The sequence below is a fragment of the Streptomyces sp. NPDC005722 genome, assembly GCF_040630935.1.
Taxonomy (GTDB): domain Bacteria; phylum Actinomycetota; class Actinomycetes; order Streptomycetales; family Streptomycetaceae; genus Actinacidiphila.
In genome coordinates this window covers 1-26002 of record NZ_JBEXYN010000001.1, presented here as the reverse complement: position 1 = coordinate 26002, position 26002 = coordinate 1, and the positions used below count along the sequence as shown (strand labels likewise).

Annotated in this window: 24 protein-coding genes; 11 read left to right on the top strand and 13 right to left on the bottom strand. The window is 73.3% G+C overall.

The features are described from left to right. The first annotated feature begins 96 nt into the window (after positions 1–96). Positions 97–843 (top strand): SecDF P1 head subdomain-containing protein, encoded by a 747-nt coding sequence (locus ABZ479_RS00120; protein ID WP_500459063.1) that lies wholly within the window; start codon positions 97–99, stop codon positions 841–843. Between the two features lie 40 nt (positions 844–883). On the opposite strand, the gene ABZ479_RS00115 is transcribed toward ABZ479_RS00120, so the two are convergent. From ABZ479_RS00115 to ABZ479_RS00100, 4 genes are read right to left on the bottom strand one after another with little or no spacing between them, the layout of a single operon-like run. Further along, a complete protein-coding gene (locus tag ABZ479_RS00115) occupies positions 884–1999 on the bottom strand; it encodes a hypothetical protein (protein ID WP_500459062.1) in 1116 nt (371 codons plus the stop codon). Positions 2000–2002: 3 nt separating this feature from the next. Next, positions 2003–2959, bottom strand: a complete 957-nt coding sequence (locus ABZ479_RS00110; RefSeq protein WP_499606607.1) for an N-acetylneuraminate synthase family protein — start codon at positions 2957–2959, stop codon at positions 2003–2005. After that, complete coding sequence (locus tag ABZ479_RS00105; RefSeq protein WP_500459061.1) at positions 2956–4245, bottom strand: cytidylyltransferase domain-containing protein; 1290 nt, start codon at positions 4243–4245, stop codon at positions 2956–2958. The genes ABZ479_RS00110 and ABZ479_RS00105 overlap by 4 nt, the downstream gene beginning before the upstream one ends. Before the next feature lie 29 nt (positions 4246–4274). Further along, positions 4275–5582, bottom strand: a complete 1308-nt coding sequence (locus ABZ479_RS00100; RefSeq protein ID WP_500459060.1) for a DUF6716 putative glycosyltransferase — start codon at positions 5580–5582, stop codon at positions 4275–4277. 187 nt (positions 5583–5769) lie between these two features. On the opposite strand from ABZ479_RS00100, the gene ABZ479_RS00095 reads away from it, so the two are divergent. Beyond that, complete coding sequence (locus tag ABZ479_RS00095) at positions 5770–6750, top strand: glycosyltransferase family 2 protein (protein ID WP_500459059.1); 981 nt, start codon at positions 5770–5772, stop codon at positions 6748–6750. Beyond that, on the top strand, positions 6750–8093 hold the full coding sequence (locus ABZ479_RS00090) for a polysialyltransferase family glycosyltransferase (protein ID WP_500459380.1): 1344 nt from the start codon (positions 6750–6752) through the stop codon (positions 8091–8093). The genes ABZ479_RS00095 and ABZ479_RS00090 overlap by 1 nt, the downstream gene beginning before the upstream one ends. Before the next feature lie 90 nt (positions 8094–8183). Here the strand turns inward: ABZ479_RS00090 and ABZ479_RS00085 are convergent, their stop codons facing one another. Further along, positions 8184–8843 (bottom strand): TetR/AcrR family transcriptional regulator C-terminal domain-containing protein, encoded by a 660-nt coding sequence (locus tag ABZ479_RS00085; RefSeq protein ID WP_500459058.1) that lies wholly within the window; start codon positions 8841–8843, stop codon positions 8184–8186. 66 nt (positions 8844–8909) lie between these two features. Between ABZ479_RS00085 and ABZ479_RS00080 the strand changes: the two genes are divergently transcribed. Further along, entirely contained in the window at positions 8910–10370 is a 1461-nt protein-coding gene (locus tag ABZ479_RS00080; protein ID WP_500459057.1) for an FAD-dependent monooxygenase, read from the top strand. Position 10371: 1 nt separating this feature from the next. Here the strand turns inward: ABZ479_RS00080 and ABZ479_RS00075 are convergent, their stop codons facing one another. Beyond that, positions 10372–11952, bottom strand: coding sequence for an acyl-CoA mutase large subunit family protein (locus ABZ479_RS00075; RefSeq protein WP_500459056.1), 1581 nt, complete (start codon positions 11950–11952; stop codon positions 10372–10374). A 125-nt stretch (positions 11953–12077) separates the two neighbouring features. Between ABZ479_RS00075 and ABZ479_RS00070 the strand changes: the two genes are divergently transcribed. Continuing rightward, positions 12078–12977: a L,D-transpeptidase family protein gene (locus ABZ479_RS00070; protein ID WP_500459055.1), complete on the top strand. Its 900-nt coding sequence runs from the start codon at positions 12078–12080 to the stop codon at positions 12975–12977. Here the strand turns inward: ABZ479_RS00070 and ABZ479_RS00065 are convergent. The 5 genes from ABZ479_RS00065 to ABZ479_RS00045 all read right to left on the bottom strand — a co-directional run bounded on the left by ABZ479_RS00065 (position 12968) and on the right by ABZ479_RS00045 (position 17833). After that, a complete protein-coding gene (locus tag ABZ479_RS00065) occupies positions 12968–13393 on the bottom strand; it encodes an SRPBCC family protein (protein WP_500459054.1) in 426 nt (141 codons plus the stop codon). The genes ABZ479_RS00070 and ABZ479_RS00065 overlap by 10 nt on opposite strands. Positions 13394–13720: 327 nt before the next feature. Next, positions 13721–14833, bottom strand: coding sequence for a hypothetical protein (locus ABZ479_RS00060; RefSeq protein ID WP_500459053.1), 1113 nt, complete (start codon positions 14831–14833; stop codon positions 13721–13723). After that, positions 14830–15462 (bottom strand): RNA polymerase sigma factor, encoded by a 633-nt coding sequence (locus ABZ479_RS00055; RefSeq protein WP_499606594.1) that lies wholly within the window; start codon positions 15460–15462, stop codon positions 14830–14832. The genes ABZ479_RS00060 and ABZ479_RS00055 overlap by 4 nt, the downstream gene beginning before the upstream one ends. A gap of 50 nt (positions 15463–15512) precedes the next feature. Next, entirely contained in the window at positions 15513–16040 is a 528-nt protein-coding gene (locus tag ABZ479_RS00050) for an RNA polymerase sigma factor (protein WP_500459379.1), read from the bottom strand. 239 nt (positions 16041–16279) lie between these two features. Continuing rightward, complete coding sequence (locus ABZ479_RS00045) at positions 16280–17833, bottom strand: beta-N-acetylhexosaminidase (RefSeq protein WP_500459052.1); 1554 nt, start codon at positions 17831–17833, stop codon at positions 16280–16282. Between the two features lie 295 nt (positions 17834–18128). Between ABZ479_RS00045 and ABZ479_RS00040 the strand changes: the two genes are divergently transcribed. The 5 genes from ABZ479_RS00040 to ABZ479_RS00020 all read left to right on the top strand — a co-directional run bounded on the left by ABZ479_RS00040 (position 18129) and on the right by ABZ479_RS00020 (position 22225). Continuing rightward, on the top strand, positions 18129–18698 hold the full coding sequence (locus ABZ479_RS00040; RefSeq protein ID WP_500459051.1) for a 2-oxo-4-hydroxy-4-carboxy-5-ureidoimidazoline decarboxylase: 570 nt from the start codon (positions 18129–18131) through the stop codon (positions 18696–18698). A gap of 126 nt (positions 18699–18824) precedes the next feature. Further along, positions 18825–19205: a succinate dehydrogenase, cytochrome b556 subunit gene (gene sdhC / locus ABZ479_RS00035; protein ID WP_078620037.1), complete on the top strand. Its 381-nt coding sequence runs from the start codon at positions 18825–18827 to the stop codon at positions 19203–19205. 8 nt (positions 19206–19213) lie between these two features. Continuing rightward, the gene (locus ABZ479_RS00030) at positions 19214–19684 is read left to right on the top strand and encodes a succinate dehydrogenase hydrophobic membrane anchor subunit (RefSeq protein WP_499606591.1); all 471 of its coding nucleotides are present in this window, start codon (positions 19214–19216) and stop codon (positions 19682–19684) included. A gap of 28 nt (positions 19685–19712) precedes the next feature. Next, positions 19713–21467: a succinate dehydrogenase flavoprotein subunit gene (gene sdhA, locus ABZ479_RS00025; protein WP_500459050.1), complete on the top strand. Its 1755-nt coding sequence runs from the start codon at positions 19713–19715 to the stop codon at positions 21465–21467. Continuing rightward, the gene (locus tag ABZ479_RS00020) at positions 21467–22225 is read left to right on the top strand and encodes a succinate dehydrogenase iron-sulfur subunit (protein WP_499606589.1); all 759 of its coding nucleotides are present in this window, start codon (positions 21467–21469) and stop codon (positions 22223–22225) included. Before sdhA ends, ABZ479_RS00020 begins: the two co-directional genes overlap by 1 nt. 69 nt (positions 22226–22294) lie before the next feature. Here ABZ479_RS00020 and ABZ479_RS00015 read toward each other — a convergent pair whose 3' ends face one another. Then, on the bottom strand, positions 22295–23290 hold the full coding sequence (locus ABZ479_RS00015) for a hypothetical protein (RefSeq protein WP_500459049.1): 996 nt from the start codon (positions 23288–23290) through the stop codon (positions 22295–22297). Then, positions 23287–24624, bottom strand: coding sequence for a DUF4132 domain-containing protein (locus ABZ479_RS00010; protein WP_500459048.1), 1338 nt, complete (start codon positions 24622–24624; stop codon positions 23287–23289). The genes ABZ479_RS00015 and ABZ479_RS00010 overlap by 4 nt, the downstream gene beginning before the upstream one ends. Positions 24625–24803: 179 nt before the next feature. On the opposite strand from ABZ479_RS00010, the gene ABZ479_RS00005 reads away from it, so the two are divergent. Next, positions 24804–25982, top strand: a complete 1179-nt coding sequence (locus ABZ479_RS00005; protein ID WP_500459047.1) for a D-alanyl-D-alanine carboxypeptidase family protein — start codon at positions 24804–24806, stop codon at positions 25980–25982. Positions 25983–26002: the final 20 nt, after the last annotated feature.

Genomic DNA, 26002 nt, shown 5'->3' with positions numbered 1-26002 from the left:
ATGGCGCTGTGCTGCGCCGCGATGGCGTCGGCGTGCTCGCTGCCGGGCGCGGGAAAGGGGTCGGGCGGGTCCGCCGAAGGACCGCGTACGACGGCCGTGTTCGCCCCGCGCGAGCCCGTGGACGCGGCACGGCTGCGGCAGATCGCCGGCCTCATGGCGCAGCGTGCGGAGGGCTTCGGCTACGAGGACGTCACCGCGGAGGCCGACGCCGGCCGGGTCACGGTCTCCCTGCGCGGGGGGAGCGAGCGGGAGATCGCCTCGCTGGGGAAGCCCGCGGTCCTGGTCTTCCGGCCGGTGATGATGCTGGAGGCCTCCGGCCGCGGCTCGCCCGCGCCACCGCCGGGGTCGACGGGCGACACCTCGGCGCCCGGCGGCGCAGAGTACGCCGCCCTGGACTGCTCGGTGCCGGCCCAGCGGGCCGAGCACCGGCGGGGCACCACGGACCGGGCCGTCGCCTGCGCCGAGCGGGCCGAGAGCGGTGCCTGGACGAAGTACCTGCTCGGGCCGGTGGCCCTGGGCGGCACGGACATCAGTGACGCGGAGGCCGTGCTGGACACGCAGAACGCCGCCGGCTGGCAGGTCCGGCTGACCTTCGGCAGCGGCGGCGCACGGAAGTTCGCCGACCTCACCAGGAGCCTGGCGTCCCGGCTGAGCCCGGCCAACCAGTGCGCGATGGTGCTCGACGGCGCCGTGCTGTCGGCACCGCTGGTCAACTCGGCCATCACCGGCGGCACAGCCGTCATCACCGGCAACTACACCCGCAGCTCCGCCGGCCGGCTGGCCGCCCAGCTGAGCAGCGGCAGCCTGCCGACGGAGATGGAGGTCGTCTCCGTGACGCGCTGACCCCCGGCGGTTCCGGTCGACTGAACCCGGCTCGCCGGGTTCAGTTGACCGGGACCGTGCCCGAGGCCACCGAGGCCAGGCCGTGCAGGTCGCGGGCGCTGCCCGTGATCCCGGACAGGAAGCTCTGGGCCCGGGGCGAGGCCTTGTCGGTCAGCCACTCCGGGTCGACGTCGCAGACCGTGATCCTGACGCCGGTGCCCTCCAGGGCGAGCGGCAGGGTGTGCACGACCGTGGAGGGGAAGCTCAGGATCGTGTGGCCGATCGGGCCACGACGCGCGATCAGTTCCAGCGGCAGGTCGGGCCGCACGATCTGCAGCCCGGTCTCCACCGACAGCCGGTGCAGCTTGTCGGCGCTCTCCCGGCGGTGCGCGAAGTAGCGGGTGGCGCCGTGCGCCCGGGTCAGGGCCGCGACCGCGGTCAGGTAGCGCTCGGGATCGACGACCCCGGTCTCCACCAGGGAGGTGCCGACGATGTCGGTGCCGGCGCTGACCCTGGGCGGCCCGAACCGCGCCCGGGTCCAGGCGAAGCGGTTGGTCCGCAACGCCATCCCGGGAGGAGGCGAGGCGGGCATCGAGCTGAACAGCTCGACACGCCTTCCGGCGCCGGGGGTGAGACGGCGCCGGGCGGCCGAGGCGAAGACGCCGAAGGCCGCGTCCGCCGGCGAGAGCCGCCTGCCGCTGCGGTGCCAGCGGACGAGCCGGGCACCCTGGGTGAGGAGTTCGGTGAACTCCATGGTCGCCGTGCCGTCGTCCACGACGGTGATCTCCTTCGTCCGGCTGAGCGGCAGGAGCACCTGCACCAGCCGGGAGAAGGGGTCACCCAGGACGATCCGACGCGCGGCCCGCAGGGCCGGCGTCAGTTCGGCGGCGGTGCGCAGCAACGAGCCCCGGGAGGAGCGGGCCTCGCACCAGCGCACGGTGATGCCCTCGTCCATCGCCAGTTCCGTCATGCGACGGAGCTGGCCACGCGTCATGGGGTCACGCGGGGCGAGGGCGACGATGGTGAGCGGCCGCCCGGACGCCACCGGGCCCGGGACGGCCGTGACCGTCCCGGGCCGCGGTGTGGGCACCGCGGGCGGGTGAACATGCGCCCACTCCAGCACGTTGAGCAGCTGAACGGGGCTCTCTACGAGTGCCAGAGTGCCGCTGTCGCCCATGGGTCAGGCCGACACCGTCTCGGCCTCGGCGGCGGCGGCCGCCTGGGCCGCCTCCTGCTCGGCGATGACGCCGGGCACGCGGCGCAGCTTCTTCATCGGGCCGAGCTCGCCCTCGTAGACCTTCTTGACACCGTCGCCGAGCGCCTGCTCGATGATGCGGATGTCACGGACCAGGCGGTCCAGGCCCTGCGGCTCGACGGAGGCGGCCTGGTCCGAGCCCCAGTTGGCACGGTCGAGGGTGATGTGGCGCTCGACGAAGACGGCGCCCAGGGCGACGGCCGCGAGGGTGGTCTGCAGGCCGATCTCGTGGCCGGAGTAGCCGACCGGCACGTTCGGGAACTCGTTCTGCAGGGTGTTGATCATCCGCAGGTTGAGCTCCTCGTGCTTCGCCGGGTAGGTCGACGTGGCGTGGCACAGGATGATGTTCTCGCTGCCGAGCACCTCCACCGCGTGGCGGATCTGCTTCGGGGTCGACATGCCGGTCGAGAGGATGACCGTCTTGCCGGTGGCGCGCAGGGCGCGCAGCAGCTCGTCGTCGGTCAGCGAGGCCGAGGCGACCTTGTGGACCCGGACGTTCTCGAACTTCTCCAGGAACGCGACCGAGGGGACGTCCCACGGGGAGGCGAACCAGTCGATGCCCTTCTTGGTGCAGTACTCGTCGATCGCGCGGTACTCGTCCTCACCGAACTCCACCTTGTGGCGGTAGTCGATGTAGGTCATGCGGCCCCAGGGGGTGTCGCGCTCGATGTCCCACTGGTCGCGCGGGGTGCAGATCTCCGGAGTGCGCTTCTGGAACTTCACACCGTCGGCGCCGGCCTCCACGGCCGCGTCGATCAGGGCGAAGGCGTCCTCGAGGGAGCCGTTGTGGTTGATGCCGATCTCGCCGGTGACGTAGACGGGCTGGCCGGGGCCGACCAGGCGGTCGCCGATCGGACGAAGGCGGGCGTTGGTGGTGGTCACTGCGAGAGTTCCCTTCGGGAAAGTGAGGGGCCGAGGATCCACGAGGCGATCTCGCGGATAGCTCCGCTTCCTCCGGGCGTTGCGGTGATGGAGCGGGCGGCGTCCTTGACGATGTCGTGCGCGTTGGCGACGGCCGTGGGCCAGCCGACGAGCGCGAAACAGCCGAGGTCGTTGACGTCGTTGCCGACGTACAGGACCCGCTCGGGGGCGATTCCCTGCTCCTCGCACCACTGCTTGAGTGCGAGGTCCTTGCGGTCGATGCCGTGGAGCACGGGGACCTTGAGCTTGCGGGCCCGCGCGGCGACGACCGGGTTGGTCTCCGTGGACAGGATCAGGACGGGCAGGCCGTTGTCGCGCAGGGCGGCGATCCCGAGCCCGTCACCGCGGTGCACGGTGACGGCCTCGCGTCCTTCGGAGTCGACCAGCACCGTGTCGTCGGTCTGGGTGCCGTCGAAGTCGAGTACGACCGCGTCGACGTCGTCGCGGGTCGGGTGCGCCGGGGCCTCGGGGACGGTGTCCGCCGCGGGGTCGAGCAGCGGGGCCAGGGCGCGGGCGCGGGCCAGGTCGTCCGGCTCGTCGACCTCCAGGACCTTGGCCGGGTCGGTGCGCACCAGCGCGGTGTGGCCGAAGAAACGGTGCTTCGCCTCGCGGAAGCCCGGGACGCGCATCGCGTAGGCGGCGCCGGTCTCCAGCAGGTCCTGCGGCCGGTCCTGGCGGCGCGGGCGGTGGGCCTTGTCGTGGTTGACGCCGTAGCCGCCGGTCGCGGCGGCCACCGTCGTACGGGCCGCCCTGCCGCCCTCGGCGGCCTCGTCGGCGGCCGCGGCGGCGGCGCCGATCTGGTCGGCGGCGTCGCGCCAGATGAAGCCGTGGAAGGGGGCCACCGTCACGGCGGTGTCCGCGCCGTCCTCGACGACCGCGGCGGCCACGCCGTTGACGTCCTCGGTGGTGATGAACGGGCTGGTGCACTGGACGAGCAGCACCACGTCGGCGCCGCGGCCGGTCATCGCCTCGTACGCGTCCATCGCGTGCAGGACCGCGGCCTCGCTGGTCGCGGTGTCCCCGGCGATGGCGGCCGGTCGCAGGACGACCTCGGCGCCGGCGGAGCGGGCCGCGTCGGCGATGGCGGGGTCGTCGGTGGAGACGACGACGTCGGTGACCAGGTCCGCCTCGATGCAGGCCCGCACGGCGCGGGCGACCAGCGGCACGCCGCCGACCGTGGCCAGGTTCTTGCCGGGTACGCCCTTCGAGCCGCCGCGGGCGGGAATGACGGCCAACACCGTTGGCATGGTGGCTCCTTGCGATTTGGGGTGCGGGGTCACAGCTGTCCCCACCTGCGGATCACGGGCGCGACGCGCTGCACGCCCTGGCGGTACGCGGCACGCGCGGAGTTGCGCGCGATGTCGCGCACGGCCCGGCGCAGCGGACTGGGCTCGGTGGGCTCGGTCGCGGCACCCGGCAGGGGCTCGCCCTTGGGGTCGAGGCCGTGGCGGGCGAGGACGCCGGGCAGGTAACCGGGCGCGGTGGCGGTCGTGTAGTACGGCGCCAGCGGCGGGAGCACGGGGGCGGCGGCCAGCGCCGTGACGCGCTCGCGCACGGTACGGAAGGGGTCGCCGCCGGAGGCGATGCCCTGGGCGCGGGCCCACTCCGGGTGCACCCTCGGCACCTCGCCGGAGTCGATCTGGTCCCAGGAGGCGTAGGCACCGGAACCGAGGAAGTGGTGGTTGCCCAGCGCCTCGCGGATGCCGAGGTCGGTGAGGACGGCCGTGGGTATGCCGCGGTGCATGGACTCCAGCGCCGCCGTCGAGCTCACGGTGACCAGCAGGTCGGTGCGGTCCAGGACCTCGCCCATGTGCCCGTAGACAAGTGTGAGGTTCTTCGGCGGGTCCAGCTTGGACACCAGCTTCTGGTACGGCTGTTCCTCGATGTGCGTGGTGTGCTCACCGGGCTTGCTGCGCAGCTTGACCAGGACCTCGCGCTCCGGGTGGAAACGCGCGTGGTCCACCGCGCGGCGCAGCAGGTACGTACGGTCCTTGCGGCTGTCCGGCACGGAGGGCTGGACGGCGAAGACCACGGTGAAGGGGCGGTCCGCGGAGGACTCGTAGGGCTTGCCCTCCAGGAAGGGCAGGGCGGTCTCGACGATCGTCCCGGCGTCCGTGCCGACGCCCTCGTAGACCTCGCGGAAGCGCCGCGCGTCGTGGGCGCTGTTGGCCAGCACCGCGTCGGCGCCGGCCCGCAGCAGGAGCCCGTCGGCGAGCTTCTCGTAGACGACCCCGACGTAGCCGGTCACGACGACCGGACGGCGGGGGGTGCCCTGCCACGCGCGGGCGAGTCCGTGCAGCATGGCCTGGACGGAGCCGCCGACGCAGGAGAGCACGACCACGTCCGCCGTTTCACGGGAGGTCCCGGCCAGGAACTGTGCCGCGGTGACCTCGCGCATCGAGTCCGCGGGGATGCCGACCTCCGCGAGCTGGCGCTCGGTCGGGGTCGCCCGGCCACGGAGCAGGCGGGCGTCGAGCCGCGCCTCCGGGGCGATGCGGCGCGCCGTCAGCGCACCCCATTTCCATCGGGTGTCCGAGTCGGCGAGGACGGTGACCCTCATCGGGTCGGCGGTACTTGCTGGCACGCCGGAGACGCTAGGAATGCATTCCGAGCGGGTCTCCAACGCAACACCAACGGACGGTTAACAACACGCCGCCGAATGGCGAATCGGCCACCCACGGCAGCGGATTAACCGTTCCGACATTTTCCGTTCACCTGGGAGTAGGGGAAGCGTCAGGGCCCGGGACGGGCCACCACATAGGGTGCGGGGCGTGGTTAAGCTCTCCGTCATCGTCCCGTTCTACAACGTGCAGGCATTCGCTCCTGACATGTTGAGGAGCCTCCGCGCGAATGCCCGCGCGGATTTCGAGTTCATTCTCGTGAACGACTGCGCAACGGACGACACCCCAGGAATCCTCGAGCGCGCGCTGCCGGACCTGCCCGGGGCGATACTCGTCTCCCACGAGCGCAACGGCGGGCTCGCCACCGCCCGCAACACAGGCATCGAGGCCGCACGGGGCGAGTACCTGACCTTCCTCGACGGCGACGACTGGCTGGCCGAGGGCTACCTGCCCCGCCTGCTGGACGCCATCGAGACGATCGGCACCGACTTCGTGCGCACCGACCATGTCGTCTCCCACGGACGCAAGCGCACCATCGCCCGGGTGCCGCACGGCCGTCGCGGGGTCGCCCTGGACCCGCGCGCCGCAATCCTGCCCACCGACCGCACGACCTCGGTGGACTACCCGTACGCCTGGGCCGGCATCTACCACCGGCGGCTGGCCGACGCGGGGCTGCTGCACTTCCCCGACGGGCTGCGCACCGCCGAGGACCGGCCGTGGATCTGGCGGCTGCACCGCGAGGCGAAGTCCTTCGCGGTGGTCGGCCTGCTGGGCGTCTTCTACCGGCGCGGGGTGGCCACCTCGCTCACGCAGATCGGCGACGTCCGGCAGCTGGACTTCATCCGCTCCTTCGACCAGGTCCTCGCGGAGACCGCGGCGGACCCCGACGCGGACCGCTTCCTGCCCAAGGCGGTACGCACCTACTGCGCGGTGATCGCGCACCACCTGGGCGCCATGGGCCGCTACGAGCCGCAGGTCGCACGGAAGCTGAAGTCGATGAGCGCGTCCGCCCTGAGGAGGATGCCGCAGGACGTCCTGAACGAGGCGCTGGACTCGATGGACATGAAACGCGCCCTGCTGCTGCGCCGGACACGCAGGCGGCTCGGCGGCGCCGGGACGGTGGCCGCGTGATGCCCCGCACCCAGTTGTTCCTGGCGTCGACGCTGTTCGGCGCCGCCACGGTGGCCGCCGCGCTGGACGCCGGGCTGTTCGCCCCGGCCGACCGCAGGCTGCTGCTGGTCAGCAACAACGCCTCCACCCCCGAGATCTCGCCGGCCCTGGACGCGGCGCCGGGCTTCGGGGCGCTGCGAGGGCGCTTCGACCGGGTGCTCTCGTGGAACGACGCGATCTCGCCGCTCCACCCCTCCGGCTGGTCACCGCGCCCCGACGACGTGCCCATGTGGGAGCGCCACTTGCGGCGGCTGTGGGACCTCGGAGAGGACGAGGTCGAGCTGATCGTCGAGTCCCTCCACGTCGACCCGGCCCTGGCGCTGGTGAACACCTTCCCCGCCGCGCCCGTCGAGGTGTACGCGGACGGCCTGATGGCCTACGGCCCGACCCGGGACAAGCTGGACACACTGGTCACGACCCGGGTGGGCCGACTGCTGCACCTGGACCTGGTCCCCGGGCTGCGGCCGCTGCTGTTGTCGGAGCACGGTGTCCCCTCCGGGCTCGTCCCCGCGGACGCCTTCACCGCCGTCCTCGCGGCGATCGCGGAGTACGACACGGCCCCGGCCCCGCTCCCTGGGGGCGGCGCGCTGCTGCTCGGCCAGTACCTGTCGGCGCTGGACATCCTCTCCGGTGCCGAGGAGGAGGAACTGCACGTCCGCATGGTCCGTGCCGCGGTCGCGGCGGGGCACCGGACGGTGGTCTTCAAGCCGCACCCGACGGCGCCCGTCCACTGGTCGCGGCGGATGGAGCGGGAAGCAGGGACCCTGGGCGCCGAGCTGATCGTGGCCGGGGCGACCGAGCCGGCCGAGGTGCTCTTCGTAAGGGTCCGGCCGCAACTGGTCGTGGGCTGCTTCTCCACCGCGCTGTTCACCGCGTCCGCCATGTACGGGCTGCCGGTCGCCCGCGTGGGAACGGACCTGGTGCTGGACCGGCTGTCGCCGTACCAGAACAGCAACCGCGTGCCCGTCACCATCGCCGACCGTCTCCTACCGGACCTGGAAGACCGGGAGGCGACGCAGGCCTGGCGGCCGCCGACGGCGGAACAGGTCCAACGTGAGCTCGCCCCCCTGCTGCGCGCCGTGGGTTACTGCATGCAGCACCAGGCGTATCCGCATCTGAGGGACGACACCGTCCGCTTCTTGACGGACAGCCTGGACACCGGCACTTGGCGCTACTTCAAGCGGCGCCGGCTGGCGTCGCTGGCCCTCCCGGGCGCGGTGCCGTCCCAGTTGGCGTTCCTGCCGGACAACCCGGCCGTGCGCAGGGTCGCTCGGCGGCTCAGGCACGTCGCGTCCCGCCGCTGACCGAGGCCGTCGGAGCCGTGAAGGGCCGGCCAGGAGGCTCGCGCCGGCCCTTCCTCGTACCGTCGACCAGCGGGGACGACCTCGTGGCCACTACGGCACGGGGTCCGGGGCGAGGGTCGCGGCGATGCCCGCGACGAGGATCCGCAGGCCGGTCTCGAAGCGTGCCTCGTAGTGGTCGAACATCTCCCGTCCGGCCGCTCCCACCAGCGGGAAGTCGCCCCCGAGCCGGGCCTGCCGCTCGTCGGCGTCGTAGCGCGGGTCGCGCCGGCCGGGCAGCGGCTGCACGGCCTGCTCCTCGATCACGAAGCCGATGGTGAAGGTGTACGCGGTGAACCACGCGTCGAGGGCGTCCTCGACGCGGAAGCCCTGTTCGACGAAGCCCCCCAGGTAGCGTTCGAGGGCTCCCGCGTGGCTGTCGTCGGTGAGGTGGGTACCGCTGAAGACCTTGGCGCCGTCGCGGTAGGCCAGCAGTGCCCGGCGGGTGCCGCGGCAGGCCGCGGTGATCCAGTCCCGCCAGTCGGAGCCGGGTACCTCCTGGCCCGTGCCGCTCTCCAGCATCTGCCGCAGCATGCGGGTGGCCATGGCGTCGAGCAGGGCCTGTTTGTTGGCGAAGTGCCAGTACAGGGCGGGTGCCTGTACCTGGAGCTCCTTGGCGAGCCGACGCAGGGTCAGCCCTTCCAGCCCCTCCTCGTTCAGCAGGCCGAGGGCGGTCTCCACCACCTTGTCGCGGTCCAGTCGCGTCGCTGCCACGTGCCCATCCTGTCCGTCCGTCGGTGCCCCTTGACAATTTAACACTGTTAAGGAGACCCTCCGGTCATGGAACTTAACAGCGTTAAGGAAACCGACGTCCTGATCGTGGGAGCCGGCCCCACCGGCCTGGTCCTCGCCGTCGACCTCGCCCGGCGCGGCGTGCCCGCGGTCGTGCTGGAACGCTCCGACGGGCTCTTCCCCGGCTCCCGCGGCAAGGGACTGCAGCCCCGCTCGCTGGAGGTCCTGGACGACCTCGGCGTGATCGGGACCGTACTGGCCGCCGGCACCCCCTACCCGCAGGGACGGCTCTGGCAGGACGGCCGCCCGGTCCGCGACTGGGACATGTTCGAGCGGGTCCCGGCCACCCCCGGCGCCCCCTACGGCACGACCTGGATGCTCGCCCAGTGGCGCACCCAGGAGATCCTGCACGCACGGCTGCGGGAACTCGGCGGCTCCGTCCGGTTCGGCGCCGGGCTGACCGGCGTCGCCCAGGACGCGGACGGCGTGACGGCCGAACTGGCCGACGGTACGGCCCTGCGGGCGTCCTACCTGGTCGCCGCCGACGGAGGCCGCAGCACCGTCCGCGGGCTACTCGGCGTCGCGATGCGCGGCGAGACCGTCGACCCCGCCCCGATGCTCGTCGCCGACGTGCGCCTGAGCGGCCTGGACCGCGACCACATCCACGTGTGGCGGGGCCGGGACCGGAGCGGTCTGGTCGCCTTCCCCCTGGGCGGCACCACCGAGGACGTCCAGCTCGTCGCGACCTACCCGGACGACGCGGAGCGCCCCGACACTTCACCGGACGGCGTGCGCAAGCTCGTGGAGCAGCGCACCCACCTCACGGCCGGCGACGTCCGCGAGGTCATGTGGACCTCCGACTTCCGGCCGCGTGCGGCCCTCGCCGACCGCTTCCGGGACGGCCGGGTGCTGCTCGCGGGCGACGCCGCCCACATCCACTCCCCCGCCGGCGGCCAGGGCCTCAACACCGGTGTCCAGGACGCCTACAACCTCGGCTGGAAACTCGGCCAGGTGCTGCGGCACGGAGCGGACGACACGCTGCTGGACAGCTACGAGCGGGAACGGCGGCCGGTCGCGGCGGACGTCCTCGGCATGAGCACCCGGCTGCACCGAGGCACCGTCGGCGACTCCCGCGCGAGCAGCCAGCGCGGCGCCGAGGTGCACCAGCTCGGACTCGGCTACCGGGGCGGCCCGCTCACCGCCGAGACCCGCGAAGGCCTCGGCGAGGAGGGGCCGCGGGCCGGGGACCGCGCACCGGACGCGCCGCTCGACGGCGGGCGGCGGCTCTTCGACGTCCTGCGCGGCCCCCACTTCACCGTGCTGGCGGTCGGCGCCGAGCCGCCCGCGGACCTGCCGGGCTTCGTCCGCACGCACCGCGCCCGGCCCGGCGACCCGGTCCACCGGGAGTACGGCGAGGGCCTGTTCGTCGTCCGCCCGGACGGCTACCTCGGCCTCGCCACGCACGACGCGGAGCGCGTCACCGCCTGGCTCGCCCGCTTCGCCGGATGACTCAGAACACCTCCGAGGGGACGTACGTCCCCCAGACCTCGCGGAGCGCGTCGCAGACCTCGCCCACCGTGGCACGGGCGCGCAGCGCGTCCCTCATCGGGTACAGGACGTCCTCCGTGCCCTCGGCGGCCTTCCGCAGCGCGGACAGCGCCGAGTCCACGGCCCGCCGGTCGCGCCCGGCCCGCAGCGCGGCCAGCCGCGCCACCTGCGCCGCCTCGATCGCCGGGTCGACGCGCAGCGGCTCGTACGGTTCCTCCTCCGCCAGCCGGAAGCGGTTGACGCCGACGACCACCCGCTCCCCGGAGTCGGTCTCCCGGGCGATCCGGTACGCGTTGCGCTCGATCTCGGCCTTCTGGAAGCCGCGTTCGATCGCGCTCACCGCCCCGCCGAGCTCCTCCACCCTGGCCATCAGGTCCAGTGCGGCCGCCTCGACGGCGTCGGTCATCGACTCCACGACGTAGGACCCGGCGAAGGGGTCCACGGTCGCCGTCACGTCGGTCTCGTACGCCAGGACCTGCTGGGTGCGCAGCGCGAGCCGGGCGGACTTCTCGGTGGGGAGCGCGATCGCCTCGTCGAAGGAGTTGGTGTGCAGCGACTGGGTGCCGCCGAGCACGGCGGCCAGCCCCTGGACGGCGACCCGCACCAGGTTCACCTCCGGCTGCTGGGCGGTGAGTTGCACGCCCGCGGTCTGGGTGTGGAAGCGCAGCATCTGCGACCTGGGGTTCCTCGCCCCGAACTCCTCGCGCATGACCCGGGCCCAGATGCGGCGGGCGGCACGGAACTTGGCCACCTCCTCCAGGAGGGTCGTGCGCGAGACGAAGAAGAAGGACAGCCGCGGCGCGAAGTCGTCGACGTCCATGCCGGCGGCGAGGGCGGTACGGACGTACTCGACGCCGTCGGCGAGCGTGAAGGCGATCTCCTGCGCGGGCGAGGCGCCGGCCTCGGCCATGTGGTAGCCGGAGATGGAGATGGTGTTCCAGCGCGGGATCTCGGCGCGGCAGTAGCGGAAGAGGTCCGCGACCAGCCGGAGCGAGGGCTTGGGCGGGAAGATGTAGGTCCCGCGGGCGATGTACTCCTTGAGCACGTCGTTCTGGATCGTGCCGGTGAGCCGGTCCGCGGGGACCCCCTGCTCCTCGCCGACCAGCTGGTACATCAGGAGCAGCAGGGCCGCGGGCGCGTTGATCGTCATCGAGGTGGAGACCCGGTCGAGCGGGATGCCGTCGAACAGCACCCGCATGTCCTCGACCGAGTCGACGGCCACGCCGACCTTGCCGACCTCGCCGTGGGCGAGGGGCGCGTCGCTGTCGTGGCCCATCTGGGTCGGCAGGTCGAAGGCGACGGACAGGCCGGTGGTGCCGTGGGCGATCAGCTGCCGGTAGCGCGCGTTGGACTCGGCGGCGGTGCCGAAGCCCGCGTACTGGCGCATCGTCCAGGGCCGCGTGGTGTACATGGCCGGGTGGACGCCGCGGGTGTACGGGTAGCCGCCCGGCTCACCGAGCCGTTCGGCCGGGTCCCAGCCGTCCAGGGCACCGGGGCCGTAGACGGGCTCGATCGGCAGACCGGATTCGGACTCGCGTGCCATGTCTCGTGCCTCCAGCGACTCGGGGCCCCTTTCCTCAGTGTGCGGCGATCGGTGCCCGCGCCGGTGCAACTACATGCCGGGGAAATCAGTCAAAGGGTGTACCGACCCATCACCAGGGGGACCACGTGGCACTCATATCCGTCGCAAGACCGCGCGCGGCGGCAGCGGCCGCCGCGCTTCTCACCGCGGCCCTCCTCGCCGGCTGCACGGCCCAGGCGAGCGAGCCCAGCGCCAGGGGCTCCGTGGCACCGGACGCCCCGTCCGGCACGGCGAGCCCCTCCGCGAGCCCGAGCACGAGCCCGAGCACGGCGCCGTCCACCGGCTCCGCCTCCCCGACGGCCTCCGCTTCCGCCTCGGCCACGAAGAAGCCGAAGGCCGACCGCACCCCCCGGCCGGTCGTCGTCATCGCGCGGGGCAGCACCAGCGCCCGGGTCCGCGAGCTGCAGGCCCGGCTGAAGCAGCTGGGCTTCTTCGGCCGCAACCCCACCGGCTACTACGGGGACGTCACCGTCTCCGCCGTCCGCGCCTTCCAGTCCCGCAACAAGCTGCCGGTCACGGGCACCGTCACCGACAAGACCTGGGCGAAGCTGCGTTCGGTCACCCGGCAGCCCACCCACGACGCCATGTACCCGCCGACCGCCAACACGGTGGCCAAGCTGGACCCGCGCTGCATGACGGGCCGCGTGCTGTGCGTCAGCAAGACCAGCCGCACCCTGGCCTGGGTCGTGAACGGCAGGGTCGTCTCGGCGATGGACGTCCGCTTCGGCTCCCAGTACACGCCGACCCGCGAGGGCACCTTCAGCGTCTTCGCCAAGAGCCGCAACCACGTGTCGACGATCTACCACACGCCCATGCCGTACGCGATGTTCTTCAGCGGCGGCCAGGCGGTGCACTACTCCGCCGACTTCGCGGCCCGCGGCTACGCGGGGGCCTCGCACGGCTGCGTCAACGTGCGCGACCGGGCCAGGATCTCGGCGCTCTTCGACCAGGTGCGGATCGGCGACAAGGTCGTCGTCTACTGGTGAGCCCGGGCCAGGAGCCCGTCCAGCGCCCGCCCGAACAGCAACCGGCCGGCCCACGCGGTGGGCCGGTCGAACACCCCCGGCAGCGGGCGCACCCGCAGGTCCTCGCGCCACACCACCCACGAGCCCCCGCCCTCGCGCGGCCACACCTCGACCTCGGCCCAGCCGAGCACGGTCCGGCCGCGCTTCTCCAGCCGGCAGCGCCCGGGGCGGCCCGCCTCCGGCGGCTCCCATCGCACGACGTCCATGGGGTCGTCGACGACCGCCCGCCCGATCCCGGTGCGCGCCGTGAACGACCGCTCCCCCGTCACGACGGCGGTGGTGAACGGCACCAGCTCGGCGTGGCGTTCCCAGTCGGTGACCCGGCGCCAGGCCTCGGCGGCGGGGAGCGGGCAGTGCCGCTCGATCCGGAAGATCACGGAATCGACCCTACGCCGCCGTCCCCGGGGCGGTACGTGAGGACGCGGGCGGAGCGGGGGGAAAGCGCTCCGCCCGCGTCCCTCGTTGGGGGCCCGATACGGGGGGACCGGGCGACCCCTCGACCGATGACCAGTCGGTCTACTGGTTAAAGCGCCCTGGGGGCCGAAAGTGTCACACCCCGGACCCGCCGCGCCCAGGAGCGCGGCCGGGAGAGGGGAGCCGCCCGGCCGCGCTCGGGTGCGGATCCCTGGGCACGGAAAGGCCCGGATCCGCGGGGCCGATGACCAGTCGGCCCCTCCTCAGAAGCGCACGGCGGCCGGGAAGTGTCACTCCCCATGGGTGCCGTGCGAGCCGTGGGCGCCGTGCGAGCCGTGCGTGCCGTGTCCGGAACGCGGTCCCGGCCTCCCGTCGGCCGGTGCGGGACGGGAGGTCGCCGCCGGGCGGGACGTCGGTACGGACGGACCCGCCCGGAAGGCTGGAGGGCCCCCGGCGGTGCCGCGCGGGGCGCGGCCCCCGTGGCGGTGGGGTCCGCCGGAACGATTCTTCCAACGGCCGCGGCTGTCCTGGGAGTCGTTGTCGCCCGACTCGGCACCTCTCCGGGCCTTGCCGCCGTTCGCGCCGTTCCCGGCGTTCCCGCCGTCACCGGCGTTCCAGCCGAGCAGTCCGGCACAGTAGCGGCGGACCTGCTGCTGGCCGCCGCCGCCCGCCGCCGTGCGCAGCTGCTTGTAGGCCTGCTCGTCCACGCCCTTGCGGTGCCGGCCGGCCGCGGCGTAGGCGCGGCACAGCGCCTTGTGGTCCAGGGCCGCCGTGACCGGCGCCGTGGAGGACGGCGTACCGGCGGGCCGGCCGGGGACGACCGTGCCGTGGGTGCCGCCGGTGCCGCCCGCCGGGCGGTCGCTGCCGGAGCCGGGGCGGGAGGAGACGGGCGGGGCGGTACGGCCCGGGGACGGCGAGCCGCTGTCCGAGGCGGCCGTGGCCGCGCCCTGGGTGTGGACCGGGGTCGGGTCCGGGACACCGTGGCCGAGCAGGGCGGGCAGCGCGCCCGCGGCGGCCGCCACGCTCACCCCCGCCACCGCCGCGGTCGCGATCAGCGACCCGGTCAGCGACCTGGTCTGACGGGCCGTACGGTTGCGGACGCTGCGGGACACCCCGCCCGCGCCCGCGCCGGGCGACCAGTCGTCGGACGCGCCCAGGCGGACGTCCGCGGGGTCCGCCGTGAGCGCCCGGTCGTCACGCGCGGCGCGGAAGGCGGCGACGGCCGCCTCCTCGCGTTCCGGGTCGAGGGCCGCGGGCTCCGCGGCGGCGGACAGCAGCCCCGCGAGGGCGGCGGCACGCTCGTCGCGCCAGGCCCGCCCGGCGGGGTCGTCACCGTGGGCACCCCGCAGCAACCGCTCCGCGGTGGCGTCGTCCAGCCAGTCGTGTCCTCGGTTATCGCTCATCTCATGTCCTCAAGCGTTCGGGGCGCCGAAAACGTCACACTCGACGAGCCGCCGTCGGAATCCAGCAGCTCGGCGAGACGGCGCAGGCCGCGACTGGTGGCCATGCGCATCGCACCGGGCCTCTTGCCGACGACCTCGGCCGCCGACCGGGAGTCCAGGCCCATCACCACGCGCAGCAGTACCGCCTCGGCCTGGTCCTGGGGAAGGGCGGCGATGGCCGCCAGCGCGGCACCGGTGCCCACCGCGGCGACCGCCTCCTCGGCGGTGTCCGAGACGGACGGACGGTCGACCAGTTCCTCCACGCCGGCGGCGGCCAGCGGCCGGCGGCCCACCGCCCGCAGGTGGTCCAGCGCGCGGTTGCGGGCGACCCGGGCGGCCCAGCCGCGTACCGCGTCCCCGTCGCCGCTGAAGCCCGGCAGGTCGCGCGCTATCTGCAACCACGCCTCCGACGCCACGTCCTCGGCGTCCCCCGCACCGACCAGTGAGCGTACGTACTGCAGCAGTTGCGGCTGCACCGCTCGGTACACGAACCGGAAGCCGTCCTCGTCCCCCTCCTGCGCCGCGCGTACCGCGGTCGCCAAATCCACGTTCGAGCCTCCCCCTCGGAATCGCGCACCATACTGCCGCATGGTGGGCGGCCGCAGGGTCCCCGGGGCGGTTACCGGCCGGTCACCAAGGGTCAGGACAGCAGCCTGGCGAGCCGCTTGAGGCCGCGGTGCGCCGCCGTGCGGACCGCTCCCGCCCGTTTGCCCAGCACCCGGGCCGCGGAGCCCCCGTCGAGCCCGACGACGACGCGCAGCAGGACCGCCTCCGCCTGGTCGGGGGGCAGCGAGGCGATCAGGGAGAGCGCGCGTCGTGTGGCGAGCGCCTCCAGCGCGCGCTCGGCGGTGTCCTCGGCCGCGGGGAGGTCCAGCAGTTCGGCGTCGAAGGGCCGGGCGCGGGGCCTGGTGTCCTGACGCCGCAGGTGGTCCAGGGCGCGGTGCCGGGCTATGGTCGCCGCCCAGCCGCGGAAGCCCGCCCCGTCGCCGCGGAACCGGCCGAGGTCGCGGGCGATTTCGAGCCAGGCCTCGGAGGTGACGTCCTCGGCCTCGTCGCCGACGAGGCCGCGCACGTAGCCGAGCAGCAGCGGCTGGACGAGCCGGTAGACGACCGCGAAGGCGTGCTCGTCCCCGCCCTGGGCGCGCCGGACCGCGGCCCCGAGCTCCATGTCGCGGTCGGTCCGCGGATCGTGGCGCCCCCCGTTGCTGGCCACACCGTCCCCTCGAATCGCCGGCATCCTGTACAGCGTGGATTCGCACTGAATCGTCACACCTGCCGGGCCGCGTGGCGATGGGTGTGACGTTTTCGGCCGCGCCGGCGCTTTAACAATCAGAAGCGGCCGGAGACGCTCCTGTGGGGGGAGGCGGACTTCGGCCGCTTCACCTGTGTGCGCCCGAGCGCGCCGGTTCAGCCGGCGCGCTCGGCGAGGGCGCTGAAGTCCTGCCAGCTCAGGGCGGGCGGACCGGGGTCCCAGAGCTTCTGGGTGAGCGCGCGCAGCGGCATCCGGATGCCGGCCGCGACCTCCTCCTCGGTCTGGGCGTCCGCCCGGTCGCACCAGACGGCCAGCCGCGCGCCGAGGATGCGGTCCGGCCCCGACAGCGCCGCGGGCACGGCGTCGTCCCGGTAGACGACGGCCGGGGTCCACTCCTCGTAGATGCGCCGCCCGCTGGGGTAGGGGAAGTTCTCCGGCGCGCCGAGGACGTAGTAGAGGTACCAGGAGTTGAGGTTGAGCAGCTGCCGGCCCTCGCGCAGGTACTCCTCGGGCAGCCGTCCGCGCAGTTTGTTGCTGGACCAGTAGGCCACCACCCGGTCCGGGTCCGCGGCGACCCGGGCGCCGTCGGAGAAGCCGTCGTTCCACGCCTCGACCCGTTTGCCGAGCGAGCGCAGCGTGCCGGCGCGGTCGTTGAGCCAGCCGGCCGCCGCGTCGGCCACACCCGCGTCCGGGCCGTAGCGCTCGCGCGCGTACGCGGCGACCTGCGGGAAGGACGCCTCCGGGTCGTCCGTCACGAGCGGTCCGTACTCGTCGCCGCCGACGTGCCAGTAGGTGCCGGGGAAGAGCGGCGCGTACTCCTTGATCAGGTCGTCGACGACGGCCGCCGCGCCGGGCCGGGAGACGTCGAGCGCCCCGCGCACGGGCGTGCCGTTCGCGGAGCGCAGCTGCAGGTCCGGGTGGGCGTCGAGCACGGCGCCCATGTGGCCGGGGCTGTCGATCTCGGGGACGACGGTGATGTGCCGCTGCGCGGCGAGTTCGACGACGGCGCGGACGTCCTCCTTGGACAGGTGCCGGGCCGAGACGACCTCGGGGTGGCTGTCGCTCTGCACGCGGAAGCCCTGGTCGTCGCTGAGGTGCAGGTGGAGCTGGTTGTACTTCAGGTCGCCGAGCTCGCGGACCCGGGCCTCCAGCCACTCGCGGCTGAAGTACTTGCGGCCGATGTCGATCATCAGCCCGCGCTCCGGGCGGTCCGGACCGTCCTCGACGGTGCCGGCCGGCACCCTTCCGGTGGAACGGACCGCCTGGAGGAGGGTGCGGGTGCCGTAGAAGACCCCGGCGTCGGTGCCGGCGCGTACTGTCACCCCGTCGGCCGAACTTGTCATCTCGTACGACTCCGGCCCCGAATTACTCCGTTCGAGTGAAAGCGAGATGTCCCCCGGTCCGGCGGGTCCGCTGGCGTACGGCCGGCGCAGCTCCCCCGCGAGCAGCCGCGCCTCGTCCTCCACCGCGCTCCCCGCGGGCGCCACCACCCGCGAGCCCGGTCCCGGGACGAAGGCGGGGTCCCCGGCGGCGGGCGTGAAGGAACGGACGGCGGGGATCGACGGGAACCCGGCGGGCGCGCCCGCCTGCCCCGTCCGCGGGGCGCCGGGGGCGGTGGTCCCCACGGGCGCGGCGAGCGCCGGGCCCGCCCCGAGCACGGCGGTCAGTACGGCCGTCGCCGCGTACGCCGACGCACGTTTCGCCCGCATCTGCCACATGATCCGAATTTATGCCCGCTGTGTGGATCTCGCCGCGCGGACCTGGAGAAGTCGTGCACTTTCGTTCCCGTACGAGTGAAATTCGCGCATCCGTCGTACAGGGCCGAACATAGGCCGATACGGTGGTCGTCACTCGCCGTCCCACTGTGGTTCACGCCGCGCAGCCGCCTCGCGGTTCCCCCCACGGCCGTCACCGTTCCCTCCCAGGAGCCCACCGCTGTCCAGCGACACCCCCGCCGTCCCGCCACGGGCCCCGGCGCACCTCCCCGCGCAGTCGCGCGGCCGCGTGCCCCGGCCCGCCCCGGCGATCCGCCCCGGCCTCCCCCACGGCCTGCGGCGGCTCAACGACGCCTCGCCCGGCGCGGCCGAAGCCGTCCTGCTGAGCTGTTGCGGCAGCCTGCGCTGGGCCCGCCGGGTCGCCGCGCACCGCCCCTACCCCGACCTGGACGCGCTGCTGGCCGCCGCCGACGAGGCCGCCTACGACCTCACGCCCGCCGACCTCGCCGATGCGCTGGCCGCCGAGGCGTCCGGCGCCCCGCCGGACTCCGCCCCCACCCGCGGCCACCTCGCCGCGCACACGGCGCTGCGGGCCGCGCAGGCCGCGTACGAGGCGCGCTTCGGCCATGTCTTCGTGCTGTCCCTCGACGGCGTGCACCCCGGAGAGTCCCTCGACCGGATGCTGGCGTCACTCCGTCAGCGTCTGGGCAACGACCCGGACGAGGAACGGGTCACGGCCGCCGAGGAACTGCGCCGCGTCACCCGCTCCCGCCTGGTGCGACTGGCCCTCGGGGACGCACGGGGCGGGCCCGGGGTTCCCGGCCGATACACCCACACGTGCGGGATCGATCACACCTGAAGGACCCGGCAGGACGTAGCCGACAAGCCGTCGCTACGATGGCCAGGGCCGGTGGACCGTACCCGGCCGGGCCGACCGACCAACGAAGCCGGCAGGCCCCACATCCGCTCCCGGAGGGTTTTTTCCGTGCCGGCTGGAACGTTGTACCGCGGCCGGGAAGGCATGTGGTCATGGGTGGCTCATCGAGTCACCGGTGTCCTCATCTTCTTCTTCCTGTTCGTCCACGTCCTCGACACCGCACTGGTGCGTGTCTCCCCCGAGGACTACGACAAGGTCGTCAACACCTACAAGCAGCCCATCGTCAGCCTGCTCGAGTACGGGCTGGTCGCGGCTGTCCTCTTCCACGCTCTGAACGGCCTGCGCGTCATCGCCGTCGACTTCTGGTCCAAGGGCCCCAAGTACCAGAAGCAGATGCTGTGGACCGTCGTCGGAATCTGGGTCGTGCTGATGATCGGGGCCATCTACCCCGTCCTCGGCCACGCCGCACGAGTGCTGTTCGGGAGCTGAGCGAAGCCATGTCCGCAACCGAACACGTGGAGCTCAGCTCCTCCAGCGCCGCCTACGGCCCCGACAACCCGGCCCCGGTCATCGAGCCGCCGCGCGCCCGCACCAAGCGCACCCCGCGCAGCACCCGGACCAACTTCGAGCTGTACGGCTGGCTGTTCATGCGCCTGTCCGGCATCGTCCTGGTCGTCCTGGTCATCGGCCACCTGCTGATCCAGCTGGTCCTCGACGGCGGCGTGACCAAGGTCGGGTTCGCCTTCGTCGCCGGCCGCTGGGCCTCGCCGTTCTGGCAGACCTGGGACCTGGTCATGCTGTGGCTGGCGATGCTGCACGGCGGCAACGGCCTGCGCACCGTGATCAACGACTACGCGGAGCGGGACAACACCCGGTTCTGGCTGAAGATGGTGCTCTACACCGCGACCGCGTTCACCATCATCCTCGGCACGCTGGTGATCTTCACCTTCGACCCGAACATCCGCTAGCCAGGGCTGGACAGGGAAGCGACCCCTCATGCAGATCCACAAGTACGACACCGTCATCGTCGGCGCCGGTGGCGCCGGCATGCGCGCCGCCATCGAGGCGACGAAGCGCAGCCGCACCGCCGTGCTGACGAAGCTCTACCCCACCCGCTCCCACACCGGCGCCGCCCAGGGCGGCATGGCCGCGGCCCTCGCGAACGTCGAGGAGGACAACTGGGAGTGGCACACCTTCGACACGATCAAGGGTGGTGACTACCTGGTCGACCAGGACGCCGCCGAGATCCTGGCGAAGGAGGCCATCGACGCGGTCCTCGACCTCGAGAAGATGGGCCTGCCCTTCAACCGCACCCCCGAGGGCCGGATCGACCAGCGGCGCTTCGGCGGCCACTCCCGCAACCACGGCGAGGCCCCGGTCCGCCGTGCCTGCTACGCGGCCGACCGCACCGGCCACATGATCCTCCAGACGCTGTACCAGAACTGCGTCAAGGAGGGTGTGGAGTTCTTCAACGAGTTCTACGTCCTCGACCAGCTCCTCGTCGAGGAGGACGGCGTCCAGAAGTCCGCCGGTGTGGTCGCCTACGAGCTGGCCACCGGCGAGATCCACGTCTTCCAGGCGAAGGCCGTCGTGTACGCCTCCGGCGGCACCGGCAAGTTCTTCAAGGTCACCTCCAACGCGCACACCCTCACCGGTGACGGCCAGGCCGCCGTCTACCGCCGCGGTCTGCCGCTGGAGGACATGGAGTTCTTCCAGTTCCACCCGACCGGCATCTGGCGCATGGGCATCCTGCTGACGGAGGGCGCCCGCGGTGAGGGCGGCATCCTCCGCAACAAGGACGGCGAGCGCTTCATGGAGAAGTACGCGCCGGTCATGAAGGACCTCGCCTCGCGCGACGTCGTCTCCCGCGCGATCTACACCGAGATCCGCGAGGGCCGCGGCTGCGGTCCCGAGGGCGACCACGTCTACCTCGACCTGACGCACCTGCCGCCGGAGCAGCTGGACGCCAAGCTCCCGGACATCACGGAGTTCGCGCGGACCTACCTCGGCATCGAGCCCTACACGGACCCGATCCCGATCCAGCCGACCGCGCACTACGCCATGGGCGGCATCCCGACCAACGTCCAGGGTGAGGTCCTCTCGGACAACACCACGGTCGTCCCGGGCCTGTACGCCGCCGGCGAGGTCGCCTGCGTCTCCGTGCACGGCGCCAACCGCCTGGGCACCAACTCGCTGCTGGACATCAACGTCTTCGGCCGCCGGGCCGGCATCGCGGCCGCCGAGTACTCCTCGGACCACGGCTACGTCGAGCTCCCCGAGGCCCCGGCGCAGCTGGTCGTGGACCAGGTCGAGCGGCTCCGCGCCTCCACCGGCAACGAGCGGGTCGCGCAGCTGCGCAAGGAGCTGCAGGAGACCATGGACGCCAACGTGATGGTGTTCCGCACCGAGCAGACCATCAAGACGGCCGTCGAGAAGATCGGCGAGCTGCGCGCGCGGTACAAGAACGTGTCGATCCAGGACAAGGGCAAGCGGTTCAACACCGACCTGCTCGAGGCGATCGAGCTCGGCAACCTGCTCGACCTCGCCGAGGTCATGGCGGTCTCGGCCCTGGCCCGCAAGGAGTCCCGCGGCGGCCACTACCGCGAGGACTACCCGAACCGCGACGACGTCAACTTCATGCGGCACACGATGGCGTACCGCGAGGTGGGAGCCGACGGCACCGAGTCGATCAGGCTCGACTACAAGCCGGTCGTGCAGACCCGCTACCAGCCGATGGAGCGTAAGTACTGATGAGCACCGCGACCCTCGACAAGGTCGAGGCCGAGGCCCAGGCCTCGCCCTACATCACGGTCACCTTCCGGATCCGCCGGTTCAACCCGGAGATCTCGGACGAGGCCACCTGGCAGGACTTCGAGCTGGAGATCGACCCCAAGGAGCGGGTCCTCGACGGCCTCCACAAGATCAAGTGGGACATGGACGGCACGCTGACGTTCCGTCGTTCCTGCGCCCACGGCATCTGCGGCTCCGACGCCATGCGCATCAACGGCCGCAACCGGCTGGCCTGCAAGACCCTGATCAAGGACATCAACCCGGACAAGCCCATCACCGTCGAGCCCATCAAGGGCCTGACGGTGCTGAAGGACCTGGTCGTCGACATGGACCCGTTCTTCCAGGCCTACCGGGACGTGATGCCCTTCCTGATCACCAAGGGCAACGAGCCGACCCGCGAGCGCCTGCAGTCCCCCGAGGACCGTGCGCGCTTCGACGACACCACCAAGTGCATCCTGTGCGCCGCGTGCACGTCGTCCTGCCCGGTCTTCTGGAACGACGGCCAGTACTTCGGCCCGGCGGCCATCGTCAACGCCCACCGCTTCATCTTCGACTCGCGTGACGAGGCGGGCGAGCAGCGGCTCGAGGTGCTGAACGACAAGGACGGCGTGTGGCGTTGCCGCACCACGTTCAACTGCACCGACGCCTGCCCGCGTGGCATCGAGGTCACCAAGGCCATCCAGGAGGTGAAGCGCGCGCTCATCACGCGTCGCTTCTGATCCCCTCCGCCGAGGCTCCCCCGAGGGCCCCGCACCCGGTTCCCGCCGGGCCGCGGGGCCCTCGGGCGTTCACGGCGCCAGCGCCCGGTGTATCTGCTTGCGGGTGGTCGTGTGGTCGACGCGCCCCGCGAGCCTGCGCAGCTCCTCCCGTCCGGCGCCGCGCTCCAGCCGGGCCAGGGCGCGTACGCCGGCACCGGCGACGACGGTCTTGACCGGGGACCGCTCCACGAGTGCGCCCAGGACGCGGACGGTCTCCTGGTGGGGAGGCACGGCCGGGGACGACAGCAGCCAGGCCAGACCCCGTACGGCGGAGACGTTCCAGGGGTCGTGGGCGCCCGCCTCGGCGCTGCCGCCGTGGGTCGCGAGGGCGAGCCAGGGCGTGGCGGTGCGGCGTACCGCCTCGGGGCCGACGCCGTCGAGGATCCCGGCGGCCGCCCGGTCCCAGCGCGCGCCGGGGCCCGGCTTGGCGGTACGCAGGTGCGGGATCAGCCGCCGCCACCGGGCGCCGAGTGCCGGCAGCTCGGCCAGGACGCGGTCGGACCAGGGCTCGCCGGGGTTGAGGGGCGGCTCGGGAAGGCGGTCCAGGAGGAGTTCCGCCCAGTCGAGGCCGTGGTGCGCGCACCGGCGGATCATCCCGACGACCTCCGCCGACAACGGACGTCCCGCGTCGAGCAGGGCCTCCGCGACGACGGGCATCTCGTCGCCGTAGTCGAAGCAGTAGGACCGCCTGGCGATGCCCTCCAGCATGTCGTTCCACAGGGCGCACCACGCGTCGTGCACGAAGCCCCGGGACACCGCGGCCAGCAGCACCGTGACCCGCTCGTACCGGTCGGGCGTCGAACCGGGCGCGTTGGCACGCTCGACGAGCAGCCCTGCGAGGGTGAACCGCAGTTCCTGCGGCATCGCCCTCAGCAGGGACACCGCTCCGTACCCCTCGCACTCCGGCGCCGACAGCAACTGCCCGGCCAGCTCGGCCGCGTCCCCGCGCGCGGTGAGCCGGGCGATGAGGTCGATGCGGCCCGGGTCCTCCCAGGGCGAGTACTCGAGGGTCCGTACGCGTCTCACAGCCGGCTCACGATCGTCGGGTCGGTGATCTCCGTGTCGCGGGCCAGGAGCAGCGCCTTGGCGAGGATCACCGGCAGCATGGGGTCGCCCTCGAAGGGCAGGGGGCCCGGGACCGCGCCGGCGGTCGCGGGCGGGACGACGCACAGGTGGCGGTCGCCCGGGGACATCAGGACGTTGCCCGAGCCGAGGTGGATCCGGTACGTGTGCCGGTCGCCGCGGACGTGCAGGAAGCGGCCGTCCACGGCGCAGCGCCCGGCGACGGCCAGGCGCGGCACGAGGCGGGCCAGCACGTCGCGGCGGGTCTCGGCGCAGGGGGTCAGCTCACCGGAGCCGTAGGACGTCCAGTAGGCGCGGAACCGGCCGTCGGGGCCTCCGTCCTGCCAGGTGGGGTCGTTGCCGATGCCGGCGGCTCCGACGAACAGGTCGACGTCGCGCAGGACTTCGCTGAGGACCAGCGGCGGGACGCCGGTGAGCGGCAGCGGGTCGGACCGCCCGGCGGGGGCGTCCAGCGGGAGGAAGCGCACCCGGTCCGCCGCGACGAGCGCGGGGCCGCCGCAGAGGGCCGGGTCGTCGCCGTCGCCGTCGAGGCCCTGGAGGGGCAGTTCCACGCGCAGTCCCCACTGCGGGAGTTCGCGCGTGGCGGGCGGGAGGCCGTCCCCGGCCGGCGGGAGCGGGAGGTGGCGCCAGCCCCGGGCGGTGGCCAGCGCGGCGAGCCGCCGCCGCCTCAGGACGTGCGGGGTGGCGAAGAGGCGTCCGGCGTCGGCGGGGCCGTACACCTCGCGGTGGGCCTGCCGGAAGGGCTGGGTGACGCCGTGCCGCTCCAGCCACTCCCGCCAGGCCGTGACCTCCGCGCGCTCGCGCCCCAGGGGGTGCCACAGCGCGACGGCGCCCTCTGTGCCGGCCGGGACCGGCGCGCCGTCGAGCGTGCGCAGGCCGCCCCCGGCCCAGCCGCAGGCGACCCCGTCGACCGTCCACAGCAACCGCCGGGCGAGGGTGCCGAGCAGCGGGTGGCCGGCGAACCCGTCCCGCCAGACGGCGTACGGCCACGCGGGCCGCTCCGGGAACAGCCCGTCCAGCCGGCCGGCCTCGGCGGCCAGCGTCCGGTCGATGTCCCTGACGGCGGTCCTGAGCCGCGTCAACTCCCCGGCGTGCTCCCGCCGTACGGCCGCCGGGGCGCCCTTCAGCGCCTTGCCCGCCGCGTTCCGCCACCCCAGCACGGCCCGCCCGTCCCGGATGCCCAGCTGCGCGGTGACCCCGCCCAGCGGCTGCGCCACCCCGAGCCCGTACCCGGGCACGGCCGGCCCCCCGGCGTCCCCCCACACGACCACGCTCACCGTCCACCCCCATGCGGCGACCCCACGTTCCCCGTCCCGACCGAGCGTAGGACCGCCCTCTGACAGCGCCCCGCGCTTCCCCCGTCCGGCGCAAGCACCCCCCGTGCGCTGGGCCGACCGGTGTGCACGGGGGTGGCCCCGGTTCGGCCGTGGGGGGTCGCAGCTTGTACCGTCCCCCCATGGCCGCGACACCCCCCACACCGCCGCGACGTGCCGTCCTCGGGCTCGGCGTGGCTGCCGCGCTGCTCCCCGCCGGAAAGGCGGTGGCCGCCGGCAGATCCGTGGTCGGGGGCGAGCGGCTGGGGCTGCACGGGGTGCAGGTGGCCGTGGGGGCGCCGAAGCTGCCGGAGACGAACTCCCTGGCGTGGATCGTGGCGGACGCCGACTCCGGTGAGGTCCTGGCGTCGTACAACGCGCACCGGCGGCTGCCCCCGGCCAGCACGCTGAAGATGCTCTTCGCGGACACGCTGCTGCCGCTCTTCGACCGGCGGTCCCGGCACCAGGTGACGCACGCGGACCTGGCGGACATGGGGGCCGGGAGCAGTCTGGTCGGGATCGAGGCGGGGATCAGCTACACGGTCGAGCAGCTGTGGCTCGGGGTGTTCCTGCGCTCGGGGAACGACGCGGTGCACGTGCTGTGCTCGATGAACGGCGGCGTCGAGAAGACCGTCCGGGACATGCGGGCGCGGGCGCGGGAGCTGCAGGCGAACGACACTCACGTGGTGAGCCCGGACGGCTACGACACGCCCGGCCAGCTCTCCTCGGCGTACGACCTGACGCTCTTCGCCCGCGCGGGGCTGCGGAACCCCGACTTCCGGCACTACTGCGCCACGCGCGTCGCCCGCTTCCCCGGGGAGAAGGGCGCGAGCTTCGAGATCCAGAACACCAACCGGCTGCTCGGCGACTACGACGGCATGATCGGGGTGAAGAACGGCTACACCACCAACGCCGGGAACACCTTCACGGGCGCCGCGGAACGCGACGGGCGGACGTTGCTGGTGACCGTGATGCACCCGGAGTCCGGCTACGACGAGGTGTACCAGGAGGCGGCCGACCTGCTCGACTGGGGCTTCGACGCCGTGGGCCGCGTGGAGCCGGTCGGGGAGCTGGTGCCGACGCTGAGCCAGGCGCGCGCGATGGCCGGCGGGCCGCCGGCCGACGGCCCCGGCCCGCGGCCTGCCGCGGCGGCCGACGGGTCGAAGGGGTCCTCGTGGGTCGGACCGGCCGTGGAGACCGTGCTGGTGGCGGCCGTGGCGGCGTTCGTCCTGGCGATCAGGCGCCGCCCGCTGCCGCAGCGTACGGCCGCCGCCCGGGGGGACGCGCGGCGGCGCGGGCGCGGCTCGAGCCGCGCCCGCTGAGGCCGCCGTCGCGCGGCCGG

Bases quoted from the DNA above. Each gene is read 5' to 3' on its own strand.
- ABZ479_RS00005 (WP_500459047.1), top strand. From the start codon at position 24,804: ATGGCCGCGACACCCCCCACACCGCCGCGACGTGCCGTCCTCGGGCTC.
- ABZ479_RS00075 (WP_500459056.1), bottom strand. From the start codon at position 11,952: ATGGCACGCGAGTCCGAATCCGGTCTGCCGATCGAGCCCGTCTACGGC.
- ABZ479_RS00115 (WP_500459062.1), bottom strand. From the start codon at position 1,999: ATGGGCGACAGCGGCACTCTGGCACTCGTAGAGAGCCCCGTTCAGCTG.
- ABZ479_RS00055 (WP_499606594.1), bottom strand. From the start codon at position 15,462: ATGCGGCAGTATGGTGCGCGATTCCGAGGGGGAGGCTCGAACGTGGAT.
- ABZ479_RS00060 (WP_500459053.1), bottom strand. From the start codon at position 14,833: ATGAGCGATAACCGAGGACACGACTGGCTGGACGACGCCACCGCGGAG.
- sdhA (WP_500459050.1), top strand. From the start codon at position 19,713: ATGCAGATCCACAAGTACGACACCGTCATCGTCGGCGCCGGTGGCGCC.
- ABZ479_RS00105 (WP_500459061.1), bottom strand. From the start codon at position 4,245: ATGCCAACGGTGTTGGCCGTCATTCCCGCCCGCGGCGGCTCGAAGGGC.
- ABZ479_RS00090 (WP_500459380.1), top strand. From the start codon at position 6,750: ATGCCCCGCACCCAGTTGTTCCTGGCGTCGACGCTGTTCGGCGCCGCC.
- ABZ479_RS00045 (WP_500459052.1), bottom strand. From the start codon at position 17,833: ATGCGGGCGAAACGTGCGTCGGCGTACGCGGCGACGGCCGTACTGACC.
- ABZ479_RS00080 (WP_500459057.1), top strand. From the start codon at position 8,910: ATGGAACTTAACAGCGTTAAGGAAACCGACGTCCTGATCGTGGGAGCC.
- ABZ479_RS00020 (WP_499606589.1), top strand. From the start codon at position 21,467: ATGAGCACCGCGACCCTCGACAAGGTCGAGGCCGAGGCCCAGGCCTCG.
- ABZ479_RS00050 (WP_500459379.1), bottom strand. From the start codon at position 16,040: ATGGAGCTCGGGGCCGCGGTCCGGCGCGCCCAGGGCGGGGACGAGCAC.
- ABZ479_RS00030 (WP_499606591.1), top strand. From the start codon at position 19,214: ATGTCCGCAACCGAACACGTGGAGCTCAGCTCCTCCAGCGCCGCCTAC.